General features: G+C 56.8%; 30 protein-coding genes and 1 pseudogene. 29 read left to right on the forward strand and 2 right to left on the reverse strand.

Features of this window, described 5'->3' with window-relative positions; all coding sequences use genetic code 11:
- Positions 1-21 precede the first annotated feature (21 nt).
- From rpsJ to rplQ, 29 genes and pseudogenes are all read left to right on the forward strand, one after another.
- Complete coding sequence (rpsJ, locus tag FURADRAFT_RS18160; RefSeq protein WP_008955635.1) at positions 22-333, forward strand: 30S ribosomal protein S10; 312 nt, start codon at positions 22-24, stop codon at positions 331-333.
- 144 nt (positions 334-477) lie between these two features.
- Positions 478-1,122, forward strand: a complete 645-nt coding sequence (gene rplC / locus FURADRAFT_RS18165) for a 50S ribosomal protein L3 (RefSeq protein WP_008955636.1) — start codon at positions 478-480, stop codon at positions 1,120-1,122.
- Entirely contained in the window at positions 1,122-1,742 is a 621-nt protein-coding gene (rplD, locus tag FURADRAFT_RS18170; protein ID WP_008955637.1) for a 50S ribosomal protein L4, read from the forward strand. The genes rplC and rplD overlap by 1 nt, the downstream gene beginning before the upstream one ends.
- Complete coding sequence (gene rplW / locus FURADRAFT_RS18175) at positions 1,739-2,041, forward strand: 50S ribosomal protein L23 (protein WP_008955638.1); 303 nt, start codon at positions 1,739-1,741, stop codon at positions 2,039-2,041. The genes rplD and rplW overlap by 4 nt, the downstream gene beginning before the upstream one ends.
- 11 nt (positions 2,042-2,052) lie before the next feature.
- A pseudogene (rplB, locus tag FURADRAFT_RS18180) lies at positions 2,053-2,887 on the forward strand (50S ribosomal protein L2).
- A 7-nt stretch (positions 2,888-2,894) separates the two neighbouring features.
- The gene (gene rpsS, locus FURADRAFT_RS18185; protein ID WP_008955640.1) at positions 2,895-3,173 is read left to right on the forward strand and encodes a 30S ribosomal protein S19; all 279 of its coding nucleotides are present in this window, start codon (positions 2,895-2,897) and stop codon (positions 3,171-3,173) included.
- A 9-nt stretch (positions 3,174-3,182) separates the two neighbouring features.
- Positions 3,183-3,512 (forward strand): 50S ribosomal protein L22, encoded by a 330-nt coding sequence (gene rplV, locus FURADRAFT_RS18190; protein ID WP_008955641.1) that lies wholly within the window; start codon positions 3,183-3,185, stop codon positions 3,510-3,512.
- 10 nt (positions 3,513-3,522) lie between these two features.
- Entirely contained in the window at positions 3,523-4,224 is a 702-nt protein-coding gene (gene rpsC / locus FURADRAFT_RS18195; protein ID WP_008955642.1) for a 30S ribosomal protein S3, read from the forward strand.
- On the forward strand, positions 4,208-4,624 hold the full coding sequence (rplP, locus tag FURADRAFT_RS18200; protein WP_008955643.1) for a 50S ribosomal protein L16: 417 nt from the start codon (positions 4,208-4,210) through the stop codon (positions 4,622-4,624). The genes rpsC and rplP overlap by 17 nt, the downstream gene beginning before the upstream one ends.
- Positions 4,624-4,812: a 50S ribosomal protein L29 gene (gene rpmC, locus FURADRAFT_RS18205; RefSeq protein WP_008955644.1), complete on the forward strand. Its 189-nt coding sequence runs from the start codon at positions 4,624-4,626 to the stop codon at positions 4,810-4,812. The genes rplP and rpmC overlap by 1 nt, the downstream gene beginning before the upstream one ends.
- A gap of 1 nt (position 4,813) precedes the next feature.
- The gene (gene rpsQ, locus FURADRAFT_RS18210) at positions 4,814-5,077 is read left to right on the forward strand and encodes a 30S ribosomal protein S17 (protein ID WP_008955645.1); all 264 of its coding nucleotides are present in this window, start codon (positions 4,814-4,816) and stop codon (positions 5,075-5,077) included.
- A 197-nt stretch (positions 5,078-5,274) separates the two neighbouring features.
- Complete coding sequence (rplN, locus tag FURADRAFT_RS18215; protein ID WP_008955646.1) at positions 5,275-5,643, forward strand: 50S ribosomal protein L14; 369 nt, start codon at positions 5,275-5,277, stop codon at positions 5,641-5,643.
- Between the two features lie 9 nt (positions 5,644-5,652).
- Complete coding sequence (gene rplX / locus FURADRAFT_RS18220) at positions 5,653-5,967, forward strand: 50S ribosomal protein L24 (RefSeq protein ID WP_008955647.1); 315 nt, start codon at positions 5,653-5,655, stop codon at positions 5,965-5,967.
- 9 nt (positions 5,968-5,976) lie between these two features.
- The gene (gene rplE / locus FURADRAFT_RS18225; RefSeq protein ID WP_008955648.1) at positions 5,977-6,516 is read left to right on the forward strand and encodes a 50S ribosomal protein L5; all 540 of its coding nucleotides are present in this window, start codon (positions 5,977-5,979) and stop codon (positions 6,514-6,516) included.
- Between the two features lie 4 nt (positions 6,517-6,520).
- Positions 6,521-6,826: a 30S ribosomal protein S14 gene (gene rpsN / locus FURADRAFT_RS18230; RefSeq protein WP_008955649.1), complete on the forward strand. Its 306-nt coding sequence runs from the start codon at positions 6,521-6,523 to the stop codon at positions 6,824-6,826.
- 13 nt (positions 6,827-6,839) lie between these two features.
- Entirely contained in the window at positions 6,840-7,235 is a 396-nt protein-coding gene (rpsH, locus tag FURADRAFT_RS18235) for a 30S ribosomal protein S8 (protein WP_008955650.1), read from the forward strand.
- A 12-nt stretch (positions 7,236-7,247) separates the two neighbouring features.
- Positions 7,248-7,781, forward strand: a complete 534-nt coding sequence (gene rplF / locus FURADRAFT_RS18240) for a 50S ribosomal protein L6 (protein ID WP_008955651.1) — start codon at positions 7,248-7,250, stop codon at positions 7,779-7,781.
- Positions 7,782-7,794: 13 nt separating this feature from the next.
- Complete coding sequence (gene rplR, locus FURADRAFT_RS18245; protein ID WP_008955652.1) at positions 7,795-8,148, forward strand: 50S ribosomal protein L18; 354 nt, start codon at positions 7,795-7,797, stop codon at positions 8,146-8,148.
- A gap of 13 nt (positions 8,149-8,161) precedes the next feature.
- Positions 8,162-8,680, forward strand: coding sequence for a 30S ribosomal protein S5 (rpsE, locus tag FURADRAFT_RS18250; RefSeq protein ID WP_008955653.1), 519 nt, complete (start codon positions 8,162-8,164; stop codon positions 8,678-8,680).
- Positions 8,673-8,858: a 50S ribosomal protein L30 gene (gene rpmD, locus FURADRAFT_RS18255; protein WP_008955654.1), complete on the forward strand. Its 186-nt coding sequence runs from the start codon at positions 8,673-8,675 to the stop codon at positions 8,856-8,858. Before rpsE ends, rpmD begins: the two co-directional genes overlap by 8 nt.
- A gap of 3 nt (positions 8,859-8,861) precedes the next feature.
- Positions 8,862-9,296 (forward strand): 50S ribosomal protein L15, encoded by a 435-nt coding sequence (rplO, locus tag FURADRAFT_RS18260; protein ID WP_008955655.1) that lies wholly within the window; start codon positions 8,862-8,864, stop codon positions 9,294-9,296.
- A gap of 11 nt (positions 9,297-9,307) precedes the next feature.
- Entirely contained in the window at positions 9,308-10,627 is a 1,320-nt protein-coding gene (gene secY / locus FURADRAFT_RS18265; protein ID WP_008955656.1) for a preprotein translocase subunit SecY, read from the forward strand.
- Between the two features lie 23 nt (positions 10,628-10,650).
- Positions 10,651-10,869, forward strand: a complete 219-nt coding sequence (gene infA / locus FURADRAFT_RS18270) for a translation initiation factor IF-1 (protein ID WP_008955657.1) — start codon at positions 10,651-10,653, stop codon at positions 10,867-10,869.
- Positions 10,870-10,905: 36 nt separating this feature from the next.
- The gene (gene rpmJ / locus FURADRAFT_RS20300; RefSeq protein WP_011137711.1) at positions 10,906-11,019 is read left to right on the forward strand and encodes a 50S ribosomal protein L36; all 114 of its coding nucleotides are present in this window, start codon (positions 10,906-10,908) and stop codon (positions 11,017-11,019) included.
- A 70-nt stretch (positions 11,020-11,089) separates the two neighbouring features.
- Positions 11,090-11,452, forward strand: a complete 363-nt coding sequence (gene rpsM, locus FURADRAFT_RS18275; RefSeq protein ID WP_008955658.1) for a 30S ribosomal protein S13 — start codon at positions 11,090-11,092, stop codon at positions 11,450-11,452.
- 18 nt (positions 11,453-11,470) lie between these two features.
- Positions 11,471-11,866 carry a 30S ribosomal protein S11 gene (rpsK, locus tag FURADRAFT_RS18280; RefSeq protein WP_008955659.1) on the forward strand — a complete coding sequence of 132 codons (396 nt, stop codon included), beginning with the start codon at positions 11,471-11,473 and terminating at the stop codon, positions 11,864-11,866.
- Between the two features lie 18 nt (positions 11,867-11,884).
- Complete coding sequence (rpsD, locus tag FURADRAFT_RS18285; RefSeq protein ID WP_008955660.1) at positions 11,885-12,505, forward strand: 30S ribosomal protein S4; 621 nt, start codon at positions 11,885-11,887, stop codon at positions 12,503-12,505.
- A 22-nt stretch (positions 12,506-12,527) separates the two neighbouring features.
- The gene (locus FURADRAFT_RS18290) at positions 12,528-13,511 is read left to right on the forward strand and encodes a DNA-directed RNA polymerase subunit alpha (RefSeq protein ID WP_008955661.1); all 984 of its coding nucleotides are present in this window, start codon (positions 12,528-12,530) and stop codon (positions 13,509-13,511) included.
- Positions 13,512-13,536: 25 nt separating this feature from the next.
- On the forward strand, positions 13,537-13,929 hold the full coding sequence (rplQ, locus tag FURADRAFT_RS18295) for a 50S ribosomal protein L17 (RefSeq protein ID WP_008955662.1): 393 nt from the start codon (positions 13,537-13,539) through the stop codon (positions 13,927-13,929).
- Positions 13,930-13,994: 65 nt separating this feature from the next.
- Here the strand turns inward: rplQ and FURADRAFT_RS18300 are convergent, their stop codons facing one another.
- Both FURADRAFT_RS18300 and FURADRAFT_RS18305 read right to left on the reverse strand, forming a co-directional pair.
- Positions 13,995-14,909: a glutaminase gene (locus tag FURADRAFT_RS18300; RefSeq protein ID WP_008955663.1), complete on the reverse strand. Its 915-nt coding sequence runs from the start codon at positions 14,907-14,909 to the stop codon at positions 13,995-13,997.
- Positions 14,910-14,987: 78 nt separating this feature from the next.
- On the reverse strand, positions 14,988-15,785 hold the full coding sequence (locus FURADRAFT_RS18305; protein ID WP_008955664.1) for an MOSC domain-containing protein: 798 nt from the start codon (positions 15,783-15,785) through the stop codon (positions 14,988-14,990).
- Positions 15,786-16,165 lie beyond the last annotated feature (380 nt).

Genomic DNA, 16,165 nt, shown 5'->3' on the forward strand with positions numbered 1-16,165 from the left:
CGCCTAATCGGAAAGCCCAAGATGCAAAGCCAAAAAATCCGCATTCGCCTGAAAGCTTTCGATTACAACCTGATCGACCGCTCCGCCCAGGAAATCGTTGAAACCGCCAAGCGCACTGGCGCCGTGGTCAAAGGCCCGGTTCCGCTGCCGACCAAGATCGAGCGTTTCAACATCCTGCGTTCGCCGCACGTGAACAAGACTTCCCGCGACCAGCTGGAAATCCGCACTCACCTGCGTCTGATGGACATCGTTGACCCGACTGACAAAACCGTGGATGCGCTGATGAAGCTCGATCTGCCGGCCGGCGTCGATGTGGAAATCAAGCTGCAGTAATCACTTGGGTTCGTCTGTCGCAGGTCTAAGTGCTTGCGATAGTTGAATTTTCTGTGATACATTAGCGGACTCGCCATTTTGGCGAGTCCGCTTTTGTTTTTATGAGCCGGTCAATCGTAATCGGCCCTGCAAAAGGAAATAAACATGAGTTTAGGTCTTGTCGGTCGCAAAGTCGGCATGACCCGCATTTTTGCCGAAGATGGTGCTTCCATCCCGGTAACTGTGCTGGACATGGCTGCCAATCGCGTCACGCAAATCAAAACCGCCGAAGTTGATGGCTACGAAGCTATTCAGGTGACCTACGGTTCCTGCAAAGCCAACCGCGTCAACAAGGCTGAAGCTGGTCACTTTGCCAAGGCAGGCGTTGAAGCCGGCCGTGGTCTGGGTGAGTTCGTTCTGAACGCTGAACAGCTGTCGCAGTTCAAGCCGGGCGATGCCATCACCGTCGAAATCTTCCAGGTGGGTCAACTCGTTGACGTTACCGGTACCTCCAAGGGTAAAGGTTTCTCCGGTGTGATCAAGCGTCACAACTTCTCCTCCAACCGTGCTTCCCACGGTAACTCGCGTTCGCACAACACTCCGGGTTCCATCGGTCAAGCGCAGGATCCGGGTCGTGTACTGCCGGGTAAGCGCATGGCTGGTCAGTACGGTAACGTGCAGAGCACCGTGCAGCGCCTGGAAATCGTCCGCATCGATACCGAACGTCAACTGATTCTGGTCAAGGGTGCAGTTCCGGGTGCCACGAACGGTGATGTCGTCGTTCGTCCTAGTGTGAAGGCGGGTGCGTGATGGAATTGAAGGTTATCAATGTACAAGGTCAGGCTGTAGAAGGCCTGCAAGCTTCCGAAGGTTTGTTCGGTCGCGAATACAATGAAGCTCTGGTCCATCAGGTGGTTACTGCGTTCCTGGCTAATGCCCGTAGCGCCAACCGTGCCCAGAAGACCCGTGCTGAAGTGAAGCACTCCACCAAGAAGCCGTGGCGTCAAAAGGGCACCGGTCGTGCCCGCTCCGGTATGACTTCCTCGCCGATCTGGCGTGGTGGTGGTCGCACCTTCCCGAACAGCCCGGACGAGAACTTCTCGCACAAGGTAAACCGCAAGATGTTCCGTGCCGGTATGGCCGCGATTCTGTCGCAGCTGGTCCGTGACGAGCGTCTGATCGTTGTCGACAACTTCGCGGTTGAAACGCCGAAAACCAAAGAGTTCGTCGGCCTGGTCAAGTCCATGGGGATCGAGCAGGGTCTGTTCATCACCAACGAAATGGATGAAAACCTGTATCTGTCGTCGCGCAACCTGCCGAATGTGCTGGTGATCGAGACTCAGCAAGTTGATCCGTACAGCCTGCTGCGTTTCAAGAAAATCGTGATCACTCGCGACGCCGTGAAGCAACTCGAGGAGCAGTGGGCATGAATCAGGAACGTTTGTTGCAAGTAATCCTTGCTCCGGTTGTTTCCGAGAAGAGCACCCTCGTCTCCGAGAAAAACCAGCAAGTCGTGTTCCGCGTCGCTAGCGATGCAACCAAGCCGGAAATCAAAGCGGCTGTCGAGATGCTGTTCAATGTAAAAGTTGATGGCGTTTCCACCGTGAACGTCAAGGGCAAGGTCAAGCGCTTTGGTCGTACTTTCGGCCGTCGCAAGGACTGGAAAAAGGCTTACGTCAGCCTGGTAGCCGGTCAGGAAATCGACCTGACTGCGACTGCAGCTGAGTGAGGAGATAGAGCATGCCTATCGTTAAAGTAAAACCGACTTCCGCGGGTCGCCGTGCCGTAGTCAAGGTGGTTCACCCTGACCTGCACAAGGGTGCTCCGCTCGCCGCCCTGGTCGAAAAGAAGAATTCGACCGCCGGCCGTAACAATAACGGCCACATCACCGTACGTCATCGCGGTGGTGGTCACAAGCAGCACTATCGCATCGTCGACTTCCGTCGCAACAAGGATGGTATTCCGGCCAAGGTTGAGCGTATCGAATACGATCCGAACCGTACCGCGCATATCGCCCTGCTGTGCTACGCCGATGGCGAGCGTCGCTACATCATCGCGCCGCGCGGCGTGAAGGTTGGTGCCGTGCTCCTGTCCGGTGCTGAAGCTCCGATCAAGGCCGGCAACTGCCTGCCGATCCGCAATATTCCGGTCGGTACCACCATCCACTGCGTAGAACTGGGCAGCCGGGCAAGGGTGCCCAGATGGTGCGTTCCGCAGGTGCTTCCGCCATGCTGCTGGCGCGCGAAGGCGTTTACGCCCAGCTGCGTCTGCGCTCCGGCGAAATCCGCAAGGTGCATGTCGATTGCCGTGCCACCGTAGGTGAAGTGGGTAACGAAGAGCACAGCCTGCGCAAGCTTGGCAAGGCCGGTGCAACCCGTTGGCGTGGTATCCGTCCGACCGTTCGTGGTACTGCCATGAACCCGATCGATCACCCGCATGGTGGTGGTGAAGGTCGTACGGGTGAAGGCCGTGTGCCGGTTAGCCCGTGGGCACGCCGACTAAGGGCTTCCGTACCCGTCGCAACAAGCGTACTGACAATATGATCGTACGCCGTCGCTATTCCACTAAAGGGTAATTGACATATGGCACGTTCGCAGAAAAAAGGCCCGTTTGTTGATCTGCACCTTCTGAAGAAGGTGGACGCGGCGCGTGCGACCAGTGATAAACGTCCGATCAAGACCTGGTCGCGTCGTTCGACCGTCCTGCCGGATTTCATTGGCCTGACTATCGCTGTACACAACGGTCGCACCCATGTGCCGGTTTATGTTTCCGAAAACATGGTCGGTCATAAACTGGGCGAATTCTCCCTGACTCGTACCTTCAAGGGCCATGCCGCCGACAAGAAGGCGAAGAAGAGGTAAGGTGAAGCGATGAGAGTATCTGCACATTTGAACACCGTCCGCCTGTCGGCACAGAAGTGCCGTCTGGTGGCCGATTTGATCCGCGGCAAGTCCGTTGATCAGGCCCTGAACATCCTGGCGTTCAGCCCGAAAAAAGGCGCCGTGATTGTCAAGAAAGTGCTGGAGTCGGCTATCGCCAACGCCGAGCACAACGAGGGTGCCGATATCGACACCCTGAAGGTGGCTGCCATCTTCGTTGACAAAGGTCCGAGTCTGAAGCGTTTCGCTGCCCGTGCAAAAGGCCGTGGCAACCGTATCGAAAAGCAGACTTGCCATATCACGTTGACCGTGGGCAACTAAGGGGTAAGCAATGGGTCAGAAGATTCATCCGACGGGTTTCCGTCTTGCCGTTAACAAGAACTGGTCTTCCAAGTGGTTCGCGAACTCGCATGATTTCGCCGATATGCTCAAGCAGGATATCGACGTTCGCGCCTTCCTGAAGAAGCGTCTTGCTAACGCATCCGTGGGTCGTGTCACCATCGAGCGCCCGGCCAAGTCCGCCCGCATCACTATTCATAGTGCCCGTCCGGGTGTTGTGATCGGCAAGAAAGGCGAGGACATCGAGGTTCTGAAGAAAGAACTGCAGAAGCGCCTGGGCGTGCCGGTGCACGTGAACATCGAAGAAGTCCGCAAGCCGGAAATCGACGCTCAAATCATCGCCGACGGTATCGCCTCGCAGCTGGAAAAGCGCGTGATGTTCCGTCGTGCCATGAAGCGTGCCATGCAGAACGCCATGCGTATGGGCGCTCAGGGCATCAAGATCATGAGCTCGGGCCGTCTTAACGGCATCGAAATCGCACGTACCGAATGGTACCGCGAAGGCCGCGTGCCGCTGCATACCCTGCGTGCCGACGTTGACTACGCTACTTCGGAAGCCAACACCACGTACGGCATCATCGGTATCAAGGTATGGGTTTACAAAGGTGAGCTGAAGCCGGGTCAGGTTCAGGCCGCTCCGGTTGCCACCGAGAAGAAAACGAGAAAGGGTCCGCGCAATGCTGCAGCCAACTAGACTCAAGTACCGCAAACAGCAGAAAGGCCGTAACACCGGCATCGCTACTCGTGGTAACAAAGTCAGCTTCGGTGACTTTGGCCTGAAGGCTATCGGTCGTGGCCGTCTGACTGCTCGTCAGATCGAGGCGGCTCGCCGTGCGATGACCCGTCACATCAAGCGTGGCGGCCGTATCTGGATTCGTATTTTCCCGGACAAGCCGATCAGTTCCAAGCCCGCCGAAGTCCGTATGGGTAACGGTAAGGGTAGTACGGAATACTACGTGGCTGAAATTCAGCCTGGCAAGATGCTGTATGAAATGGATGGCGTTGCAGAAGAGCTCGCTCGCGAAGCCTTCCGTTTGGCCGCAGCCAAGTTGCCGATCCCGACTGTGTTTGTGACTAGACAGGTAGGTCAGTAATGAAAGCGTCCGAACTGAGAGCAAAGACTGATGCCGAGCTGAAGGTGGAACTGCTGAGCCTGCTGAAGGCACAGTTCGCGCTGCGCATGCAGCACGCCACCCAACAGCTTGCCAAGAGCAGTGAGCTGAAGAAAGTGCGTCGCGACATCGCTCGTGTTCGCACCGTTCTGAAAGAAAAGGCGGCTTGATATGAGCGAAACCAAAGTCGTACGTACGCTGACCGGTAAAGTGGTTAGCGACAAGATGGATAAGACTGTAACCGTACTGGTCGAGCGCAAGGTTAAGCACCCGATCTACGGCAAAATTATCCGCCGTTCCAAGAAGTTCCACGCACACGACGAGAACAACGAGTTCCGTGCCGGCGATACCGTTGTCATCAGCGAGTCCCGTCCGCTCTCGAAGAGCAAGTCGTGGGTTGTGACTGCCCTGGTCGAGAAAGCTCGCCAGGTGTAACGCTTGCAGAGGGGCTCGCCCCTCTGTATAATGGCCACTTCCCTGTCCATTCGGGCAGGGGTCGCCCTTTACGGGGTCCAAAACTGGCCGTTTGATACGCCGCAGATTTTTCTGTGGCGTTTCGTCTAACTGAACGCCGAAAAGCCGGCTGAAGGTTGACGAAAGTGACGGGTTAAGTTGGATAGAAAGGTAATCAAATGATCCAAATGCAGACCATGCTTGAGGTCGCTGACAACACCGGTGCGCGCTCTGTTATGTGCATCAAGGTGCTGGGCGGTTCCAAGCGTCGCTATGCAAGTGTTGGCGATATCATCAAGGTGAGCATCAAGGATGCTGCTCCCCGTGGTCGCGTCAAGAAAGGCGATGTGTACAGTGCTGTCGTGGTTCGCACGGCCAAGGGTGTACGTCGTCCGGACGGCTCGCTGATCAAGTTCGATGGCAACGCCGCCGTACTGCTGAACAACAAACTTGAGCCGATCGGCACTCGTATCTTCGGGCCGGTAACGCGTGAACTGCGTACCGAGCGCTTCATGAAGATCGTTTCGCTCGCTCCAGAAGTGCTGTAAGGAGGACGCATGCGCAAAATTCGTAAGGGTGATGAAGTCGTAGTAATCACCGGCAAGGACAAGGGTAAGCGCGGCACCGTTCTTCGTGTTCTGGACGAGAAGGTCGTTGTCGAAGGCGTGAATGTTGCTAAGAAGCATCAGAAACCGAATCCGGTTCGTGGTGTGGCTGGTGGCATCGTTGAAAAGACCATGCCGGTTGATGTGTCCAATGTGGCCATCTTTAACCCGGCTAGCCAGAAGGCTGATCGCGTAGGCTTCAAGACTCTTGAAGACGGCCGCAAGGTGCGCGTATTCAAGTCCAATGGCGAAGTTATCGGGGCCTAAGGAGTCAACATGGCACGTTTCTACGATTTTTACAAAGAAAGCGTAGTGCCTGAGCTGGTAAAACAGTTCGGCTACAAGTCGATCATGGAGGTTCCCCGCATCGAGAAAGTCACCCTGAACATGGGTGTAGGCGAAGCGGTGGCCGACAAGAAGGTGATGGAGCACGCCGTAGGCGACCTCGAGAAAATCGCAGGTCAGAAGGCTGTTGTGACCACGGCGCGTAAATCGATCGCCGGCTTCAAGATCCGCGACGCTTATCCGATTGGCTGCAAGGTAACGCTGCGCCGTGAGCGCATGTACGAATTCCTTGATCGCCTGGTGACCATCGCACTGCCGCGTGTGCGTGACTTCCGTGGCGTGTCCGGCAAGTCTTTCGACGGCCGTGGCAACTACAACATGGGCGTTCGCGAACAGATCATCTTCCCGGAAATCGAGTACGACAAGATCGATGCGCTGCGTGGGATGAACATCACCATTACCACCACGGCGAAGACTGACGAAGAAGCCCGCGCACTGCTGGCTGCGTTCAAGTTCCCGTTCAAGGGTTAAGCACATGGCAACACTTGCACTGATTAACCGTGAAGAGAAGCGCGCCAAGCTGGTCGCCAAGTTCGCCAGCAAGCGTGAACAGCTCCTCGAAATCATCAACAACCAGAGCCTCTCGGAAGAAGAGCGTTTCGCTGCACGCCTGAAACTTCAGCAACTGCCGCGTAACGCCAGCCCGGTTCGCCAGCGTCGTCGCTGTGCTGTTACCGGTCGTCCGCGTGGCGTCTTCCGTAAATTCGGTCTGGGTCGCAACAAACTTCGTGAAATCGCCATGAAAGGCGAGATCCCGGGCGTTGTGAAGGCCAGCTGGTAATAGGAGATACAGAATGAGCATGCATGATCCTATTTCCGATATGTTGACCCGCATCCGCAACGCTCAGCGTGCTTCCAAGGCTGCCGTATCCATGCCTTGCTCCAAGCTGAAGGTTGCACTGGCCCAGGTGCTGAAGGATGAAGGTTATATCGAAGACTTCGCCGTAGCCGGCGAAGAGAAAAAGCCCGTCCTGGATATCCAGCTCAAGTACTATGCCGGTCGTCCGGTTATTGATCGCATTGAGCGCGTATCCCGTCCTGGCCTGCGTGTTTACAAAGGCTCCACCGAGATCCCGAAAGTCATGAACGGTCTGGGTGTTGCAATTGTATCCACCTCCAAAGGTCTGATGACTGATCGCAAGGCCCGCGCAGCCGGTATCGGCGGCGAGCTTCTCTGCATCGTGGCGTAAGGAGAGGGTTGAATGTCTCGCGTAGCAAAGAATCCCGTAGCGATCCCGGCCGGTGTTGAAGTCAAGTTCAACGCCACCGAAGTGAGCGTCAAGGGCGCTCTTGGCACCCTCAGCACCGCTTTGTGCGGCGAGGTTGAAGTGAAACTGGATAACAACCAGCTGACCTTCGCGGCCAAGAACGACAGCAAGTTCGCTCGTGCCATGTCTGGCACGTTGCGCGCCCTGCTCAACAACATGGTGAATGGTGTCAGCAAAGGCTTCGAGAAGAAGCTGACCCTGGTCGGCGTGGGCTATCGTGCCCAGGCTCAGGGTGATGCCGTCAACCTGTCTCTTGGTTTCTCGCACCCGGTTTCCCACAAGATGCCGGCCGGTGTGAAAGTGGAAACCCCGACTCAGACCGAGATCCTGATCAAGGGTGCTGACAAGCAGCTCGTTGGTCAAGTCGCTGCCGAAATCCGTGCCTACCGCTCCCCGGAGCCGTACAAGGGCAAGGGCGTACGCTATGCCGACGAGGTCGTGGTTCTGAAAGAGACCAAGAAGAAGTAATTGAGGCCCTGACATGGACAAGAAACAAGCTCGACTCCGCCGTGCACGCAAAACCCGTGCCCGGATTGCGGAGCTCAAGATGGTGCGCCTTTCTGTATACCGCACCAACTGCCACATTTACGCTCAGATCATTGATGAGACTGGTAGTCGTGTGCTGGCCAGCGCTTCCACTCTGGAAGCCGAAGTGCGCTCTGATCTTTCCAATGGTGGCAACCAGGCCGCTGCAGCCGTAGTCGGCAAGCGGATTGCCGAGAAAGCTAAGGCAGCTGGCATTGAAAAAGTCGCTTTTGACCGCTCTGGTTTCCAATACCACGGCCGTATCAAAGCGCTGGCCGATGCAGCTCGCGAAAGCGGCCTCGTATTCTAATTCGGAGTGAAGAATGGCTAAGCACGAAATGGAAGATCGTGGCGACGGTCTGATCGAGAAAATGATCGGCGTCAACCGCGTCACCAAAGTGGTGAAGGGCGGCCGTATCATGGCTTTCTCCGCTCTCACCGTAGTTGGTGATGGCGATGGCGGTATCGGCATGGGTAAGGGCCGTTCCAAGGAAGTGCCGGTTGCAGTGCAAAAGGCAATGGAATCGGCTCGCCGCAACATGGTGAAGATTCCCCTGAAGAACGGTACCCTGCATCACACCGTAATTGGTAAGCACGGTGCTACCACCGTGTTCATGCAGCCTGCCAAAGAAGGTACCGGTGTAAAGGCCGGTGGCCCGATGCGCGCGATCTTCGACGCGATGGGTGTTCGTAACGTGTCCGCCAAGGTGCACGGTTCGACCAACCCGTACAACGTCGTACGCGCAACCCTGGACGGTCTGAACAAGATCTTTGTTCCTTCGCAGATCGCCGCCAAGCGTGGCCTGACTGTCGAGGAAATCCTGGGGGTGGAGCATGAGTAACGCCAAGACTGTCAAGGTGACTCTGGTGAAGAGCCTGATCGGTCGCCTGGAATCCCACAAGGCCTGCGCTCGTGGTCTGGGTCTGAAGAAGATCAACCAGACTGTCGAAGTGCTCGATACGCCTGAAAACCGTGGCATGATCAACAAGATCAGCTACTTGTTGAAAAGCGAGGGCTAAGCGATGTTGCTGAATACCATTAAGCCGGGCGCGGGCGCGAAACACGCCAAGCGTCGCGTTGGCCGTGGCATCGGCAGCGGTCTGGGCAAGACTGCTGGTCGTGGTCACAAGGGCCAGAAGAGCCGCGCAGGTGGCTTCCACAAGGTCGGTTTCGAAGGCGGTCAGATGCCGCTGCAGCGCCGCCTGCCGAAGCGTGGCTTCAAGTCCCTGTCCGCCGGCAAGACTGCTGAGGTTCGTCTGTCCGAACTGAATCAGTTGCCGGTTGATGAAATTGATTTGCTCGCCCTCAAGCAAGCCGGCATCGTTGCCACCCAGGCCCTGGTGGCCAAGGTGGTGCTGTCTGGCAAGGTTGAGCGTGCTCTGAAGTTGCGTGGCGTGGCCGTGACGGCCGGCGCTCGCGCAGCTATCGAAGCCGCTGGCGGCAGTATCATTGAATAAGGCGCACGTACGTGGCGAATACTTCTCTAGTCTCTAATGGCAACAAGTTTGCCGATCTGAAGCGGCGTGTGCTGTTCCTGATCGGTGCACTGATCGTTTACCGCATTGGTGCGCATATACCTGTACCCGGTATCAACCCTGCCGAACTAGCGAAGTTGTTCCACACGTCGCAAACGGGCCTCCTCGACATGTTCAACATGTTCTCGGGCGGGGCCCTTTCCAGATTTACGGTATTTGCCATTGGCATTATGCCGTACATCTCGGCCTCTATTATTCTGCAGTTGGGCTCGGAAATCGTTCCGATGCTCAAGGAGCTTAAGAAAGAGGGCGACGCTGGACGTCGTAAGATAACCCAGTACACACGTTACGCGACTGTTTTGCTGGCGACTTTCCAAAGTTTCGGCATTGCAGTGATGCTTTATAAGCAGCCTAACCTGGTGGTGACTCCTCAGTGGGAGTTTTACCTGACGACTGTGGTTACGCTGGTAACCGGCACCATGTTCCTGATGTGGCTTGGTGAGCAGATGACTGAGCGCGGTATCGGCAACGGTATTTCGCTGATCATCTGTGCCGGTATTGCCGCCGGTGTACCTGCCGCCATCGGTAAAACACTGACCCTGACCAGTCAGGGTTCGTTGCCTATCCTGTTTGCCATTGTTTTGTTTGCATCGGTGATTCTGGTGACTTACCTGGTCGTGTTCGCCGAACGCGGTCAACGTAAGGTGCTGGTGAACTATGCCAAACGACAGGTTGGCAATCGCGTCATGCAGGGCCAGAGCACGCATATGCCGCTCAAGCTCAACATGGCAGGGGTGATTCCGCCGATCTTTGCTTCCAGCATTATCCTGTTCCCGGCTACCGTCATCGGCTGGTTCGGCAACACGGAAGGCATGGGCTGGCTGAAATCCGTTGCAGACAAACTGCATCCGGGCCAGCCGATCTATGTCCTGCTGTATGCAACGGCGATCATTTTCTTCTGTTATTTCTACACGGCCTTGGTGTTCAACCCCAAGGAGACGGCAGACAATTTGAAGAAAAGTGGTGCCTTCATCCCGGGGATTCGTCCAGGTGAGCAGACTTCGCGTTACATCGAGAAGATCATTCTGCGGCTGACGTTGATCGGTGCGATCTATATCACGTTGGTTTGCCTGTTGCCTGAGTTCCTGATCCTGAAGTGGAATGTTCCGTTCTACTTTGGTGGGACCTCGCTGTTGATCATCGTTGTCGTGACGATGGACTTCATGGCTCAGGTTCAATCCTACATTTTGTCGCACCAGTACGAGAGTTTGCTGAAGAAAGCTAATTTCAAAGGCAATGCTCTTACCCGCTGATATACGAGTTCACACTGGGTTATATGGCTAAGGAAGATACCATTCAGATGCAGGGCGAGGTCCTGGAGACGTTGCCGAACGCAACCTTCAGGGTCCAGCTTGAGAATGGACACGTAGTGCTCGGGCATATTTCCGGGAAGATGCGGATGCACTACATCCGCATCCTTCCTGGCGATAAGGTCACGGTGGAGTTGACTCCCTATGATCTGTCCCGTGCCCGAATTGTGTTCCGTGCAAAATAATGCACTCGCTCTTTTTAGAGATTGAAAGGAACTGACATGCGAGTTCAGCCTTCGGTAAAGAAAATTTGCCGTAACTGTAAAATTATCCGTCGCAACCGTGTTGTTCGCGTGATCTGCACGGATCCCCGTCACAAGCAAAAACAAGGCTAATATTTGTTAGCCTGCGTTTTGCGTGATACAATCGCAAGCTTTTCAAGGTCTTAAGGCTTAAGGAAAGAGTATGGCCCGTATTGCAGGGGTAAACATCCCCAACCATGCGCATGCCGTTATCGGCCTGCAGGCTATTTACGGCATCGGTCAAACTCGTGCTCAGCAAATTTGCGCTGCAGCAGGTGTTGTTACCTCCACGAAAGTGAAGGATCTGACCGACGCCGAAATGGACAAACTGCGTGAAGAAGTAGCCAAGTTCACCGTTGAAGGTGATCTGCGCCGCGAAATCACCATGAGCATCAAGCGTCTGATGGACATGGGCTCTTACCGTGGCATGCGCCATCGTCGTGGCCTGCCGTGCCGCGGCCAGCGTACTCGCACCAATGCTCGTACCCGCAAAGGTCCGCGCAAGGCGATCGCCGGCAAGAAGTAATCTTAAGGAACACAGATAATGGCTAAAGCAAACACAGCTGTCCGTGTACGCAAAAAAGTGCGCAAGTCTGTTAGCGAAGGTATCGTGCACGTGCACGCTTCGTTCAACAACACGATCATCACTATCACCGACCGTCAAGGCAATGCTTTGTCTTGGGCTACCTCTGGCGGCGCTGGTTTTAAGGGCTCGCGCAAGAGTACACCCTTTGCTGCTCAGGTAGCAGCGGAGCACGCTGGTAAAGTTGCCCAAGAATACGGTGTGAAGAACCTCGAAGTTCGTATCAAAGGCCCGGGCCCGGGTCGTGAATCTGCCGTTCGCGCGCTCAACGCGCTGGGTTTCAAGATCACCAGCATCTCCGACGTGACGCCGGTGCCGCACAACGGCTGCCGTCCGCCCAAGAAACGTCGTATTTAATTCGGAGAGTGTGAGAACATGGCACGTTATATTGGCCCGAAATGTAAACTCGCGCGTCGCGAAGGTACCGACCTGTTCCTGAAGAGCGCGCGTCGTGCACTGGATTCCAAGTGCAAACTGGACAGCATTCCTGGTCAGCATGGCGCTCGCAAGAGCCGTCTGTCTGATTATGGCGTCCAACTGCGTGAAAAGCAGAAGATCCGCCGCATTTACGGCGTGCTCGAGCGCCAGTTCCGCAACTATTTCGCCGAAGCTTCGCGCCTGAAGGGCTCGACCGGCGAAAACCTGCTGAAACTGCTGGAATCCCGCCTCGACAACGTCGTATACCGCATGGGCTTTGGCTCCACCCGCGCCGAAGCGCGCCAGTTGGTGAGCCACAAGGCCATCGTGGTGAACGGTCAAGTTGTGAACATCCCGTCCTTCCAGGTGAAGGCTGGTGATGTTGTTGCCATCCGCGAAAAAGCCAAGAAACAGGCCCGTATCGTTGAAGGCCTGGCTCTGGCCGAGCAGGGTGGTTTCCCGTCTTGGGTTTCTGTTGACCCCAAGAAGATGGAAGGTGTTTTCAAGTCGGCTCCGGAGCGTTCCGAACTGGCTGGCGATATCAACGAACAGCTCGTTGTGGAATTCTACTCCAAGTAATCGCTAGCTCTAGGGAATGACTATGCAAAACAGCGCTTCGGAATTTCTTAAACCGCGACTCATCGATGTGCAGCCGGTTTCGGCTACTCACGCGCGTGTATCGATGGAGCCGTTTGAACGCGGTTATGCCCATACTCTGGGTAATGCCCTGCGTCGCATTCTGCTCTCCTCGATGCCGGGTTTTGCACCGACCGAAGTCACTATCGCTGGCGTTTTGCATGAGTATTCCGCTCTTGATGGCGTTCGCGAGGATGTCGTTGACATCCTTTTGAACCTCAAGGGCGTGGTGCTTAAGCTGCATGGTCGTGACAGCGTCGTTCTTACTCTCAAGAAAGAGGGTGAGGGCGCTGTTCTGGCTGGCGATATCGAGTTGCCGCACGATGTTGAGGTGATCAATCCGGATCACGTCATCTGCCATCTGGCAGCTGGCGGCAAGATCGATCTGGAAGTGAAGGTCGAGAAGGGTCGTGGTTACCAGCCGGTTAGCGTTCGTGTTAACCAGGACGATAACCGCGCCATTGGTACCATTCAACTGGATGCTTCCTTCTCTCCGGTTCGCCGGGTGAGCTTTGGTGTGGAAAGCGCCCGCGTTGAGCAGCGTACTGACCTGGATCGCCTGGTGCTCGATATCGAGACCAACGGTGTGATCGAACCTGAGCAAGCCGTGCGTAACGCCGCGCGCATCCTGATGGATCAGCTGTCGATTTTTGCTGATCTGCAAGGTACTGCGGTTGAAGAAGTCGTTGAAAAGGCGCCGCCGATCGATCCGATCCTGCTGCGTCCGGTCGACGATCTTGAACTGACGGTTCGTTCGGCTAACTGCCTGAAGGCCGAGAACATTTACTACATCGGTGACCTGATTCAGCGTACCGAGACCGAGCTTCTGAAGACCCCGAACCTCGGCCGCAAGTCCCTGAATGAGATCAAGGAAGTTCTCGCGTCCAAAGGCCTGACTCTCGGCATGAAGCTGGAAAACTGGCCGCCGGCAGGGCTGGAAAAACCGTAAGGTTTGAGATTAAAGGACATTAACAATGCGTCATCGTTATAGCAATCGTAAACTGAACCGCACGACTAGCCACCGTCTGGCTATGCTGCGCAACATGGCTAACTCGCTGCTGCGTCACGAAGTCATCGTGACCACGTTGCCGAAGGCCAAGGAATTGCGCCGTGTGGCTGAGCCGCTGATCACGCTGGGCAAGAAGCCGTCGCTGGCAAACCGCCGCTTGGCTTTCGACCGCACTCGTGACCGCGACATCGTTGTAAAACTCTTCGACGTACTGGGTCCGCGCTACACCGCCCGCAATGGCGGTTATGTTCGCATCCTGAAGTACGGCTTCCGCAACGGCGACAACGCTCCGATGGCTCTGGTTGAGCTGCTGGACCGTCCGGAAGATGCGGTAGCAGTGGAAGAAGAAGCCGAGTAACCTTCGGGTGCTCTGAATAAAAAAGCCAGCGCAAGCTGGCTTTTTTATTTTCCGCTTCGCGAAGGCTAGAAAATGGATAGCCCGGTGCGGGTGGTGAAGCGGTCTAGCGCTTCCAGCCCGATCAGCGAATTGCCTTGGCTGTCGAGCGCCGGGCTCCACACCGCCATGCTCAGCTTGCCGGGGATGACCGCCAGGATGCCTCCCCCCACGCCGCTTTTGCATGGTAGTCCGACCCGGTAGGCGAATTCACCGGCGGCGTCGTAGGTGCCGCAGGTGAGCATGATGGCGTTGACCTGCTTGGCCTGGCTGCGGCTCAGTCGCTGCTGGCCGCTGACCGGGGAGAGGCCGTGGTTGGCGAGGTAGAGGCCGGCGCGGGCGAGTTCGGCGCAGCTCATGGTGATGCTGCAGCTGTGGAAGTAGCTGTCTAGCGTGCGCTCTACCGGATTGACCATGTTGCCGTAGCTTTTCATGAAGTGCGCCAGTGCGGCATTACGGTCACCGTGCTGTTGCTCGGACTGCGCCACCTCGAGATCGAAGGCGAGGTCGTCGGCGCCGCTTTCCTGACGCAAGAAATCCAGCAGCACCGCCTTGGCTTCGCCATACAGCGAGTTGGCGAGATCGGTCACCACCAGCGCACCGGCGTTGATGAAAGGATTGCGGGGAATGCCGTTCTCGTTTTCCAGCTGGATCAGCGAGTTGAAGGGGTTGCCCGACGGTTCCTTGCCAACGCGGGTCCACAAGTTGTCGCCAAGACGTCCCAGCACCAGCGACAGCATGAACACCTTGGACAGGCTCTGAATCGAGAACCGGGTGTCGGCCTGGCCGGTGGAGTATTGCTGGCCGTCGAGCGTGGCGATGCTGATGGCGAACTGCTGTGGGTTGATCTTGGCCAGGGCGGGGATGTAGTTCGCCACCTTGCCCAGTCCGAAATAGGGGACGATGTCCTGCGCTATTTCATCGAGGAGGGTCTGATAATCCATCTGTCTTGTGTTGTCAGTGTGAGTTGTCGTTGGCGGCCCTGTGGCGGGCTCTTGTCGGCACCCTCTCTGGAGTTGCCGTCAGAAAGTATAGCGTAGCTCAAGCACCTCGAAGGGGTCGCCCAGCTGCAGGATCCCTTCGTTGCGGGGTACCAGGTTGACGCCGAAGCAGATGCCCTCGGGCAGCTGGCGAGTCTTGATCAGGGTGGCAAGGGGCTCGCCGTCTGGCGACGGCATGCCGTTGTCGGGGTTGACCGTGGTCAGGGTGCAGCGGGTGCAGGGTTTGGCGACGTCGAAGATCACCGCGCCGATGCGCACCACCTTCCAGTCGTCTTCTTCGTAGGGTGTGGCGCCGCTGACCACCAGGTTGGGGCGGAAGTGGCGCTGGGTGACCGGCTGGGGCAACTGGGTGTTGAGTTCGTCGAGTGAGCTCTGGTTGACCAGCAGATAGGGGTAGCCATCGGCAAAGGACAGTCCGTGTTCGCTGGTCTTCTGCTTGCGATGGGAGCGGCACCCCAGCCACAACAGGCGGCAGGGAATGCCGAGGTAGCGGCTGAACCAGGCGTCGGTCCGCGGCGAGCCATGATAGGCGGTGAAATGGTCTTTCCAGACGCTGGTAGCGCTGGGGGTGTCGAATTCGGTGGCGAGCGCGGCGATGGGGGCAGCATCCGGGGCCTGCAACAGGATGGCGCCGGGAATCGGCGTGCAGCGGATCGTGAGCAGTTGGGGATAGTCGCGTGCGGTAATGAAGCGCCCGGCCTCATCGGTCAGCAGCCACTCGCGGTCGTGCAGCAAGCCCTGCCACGAGGCAAACGCCCGGGCGTACGGAATGCCGCGGGCGGATTTGAGGGGGTGGACGTACATGCTGGCCAGTTGCACGGATCTGCTCCTTAGGAATGTGCGTTGCTGCGGGGTGAATGGGGTCTGTCTGGCGTGCTCGGCTGCGGTGATGCCTGACGTGTGTTGGCCATGGCCTGGCCGCTCTGTAGGCATCGATCCGGTTTGGCCGCTTGCTTGCGATAGGGTTGTCGCGTCTCGCCGGATGACGTCATGGCTTTGGCTTCACGGCGCCTGGCCCGACCGGGCGGGTGCTCCCAGCGAGGTTAGCAGGCCGGAGCGCGCTCGGGTAGCGTGAGCGGTATCCGGGTCGTGCCGGCAGGTAGCAGGCGGCTCAAGAATCCCCCTGCCAGGTCGATCAAGAAGGGGAGATGACGCTCTGGCGCCGCGTGGCCGGCTGTCGCTGATCCGGCACCAGGTGG

It is taken from the genome of Pseudogulbenkiania ferrooxidans 2002 (genome assembly GCF_000174355.1).
Taxonomy (GTDB): Bacteria; Pseudomonadota; Gammaproteobacteria; order Burkholderiales; family Chromobacteriaceae; genus Pseudogulbenkiania; species Pseudogulbenkiania ferrooxidans.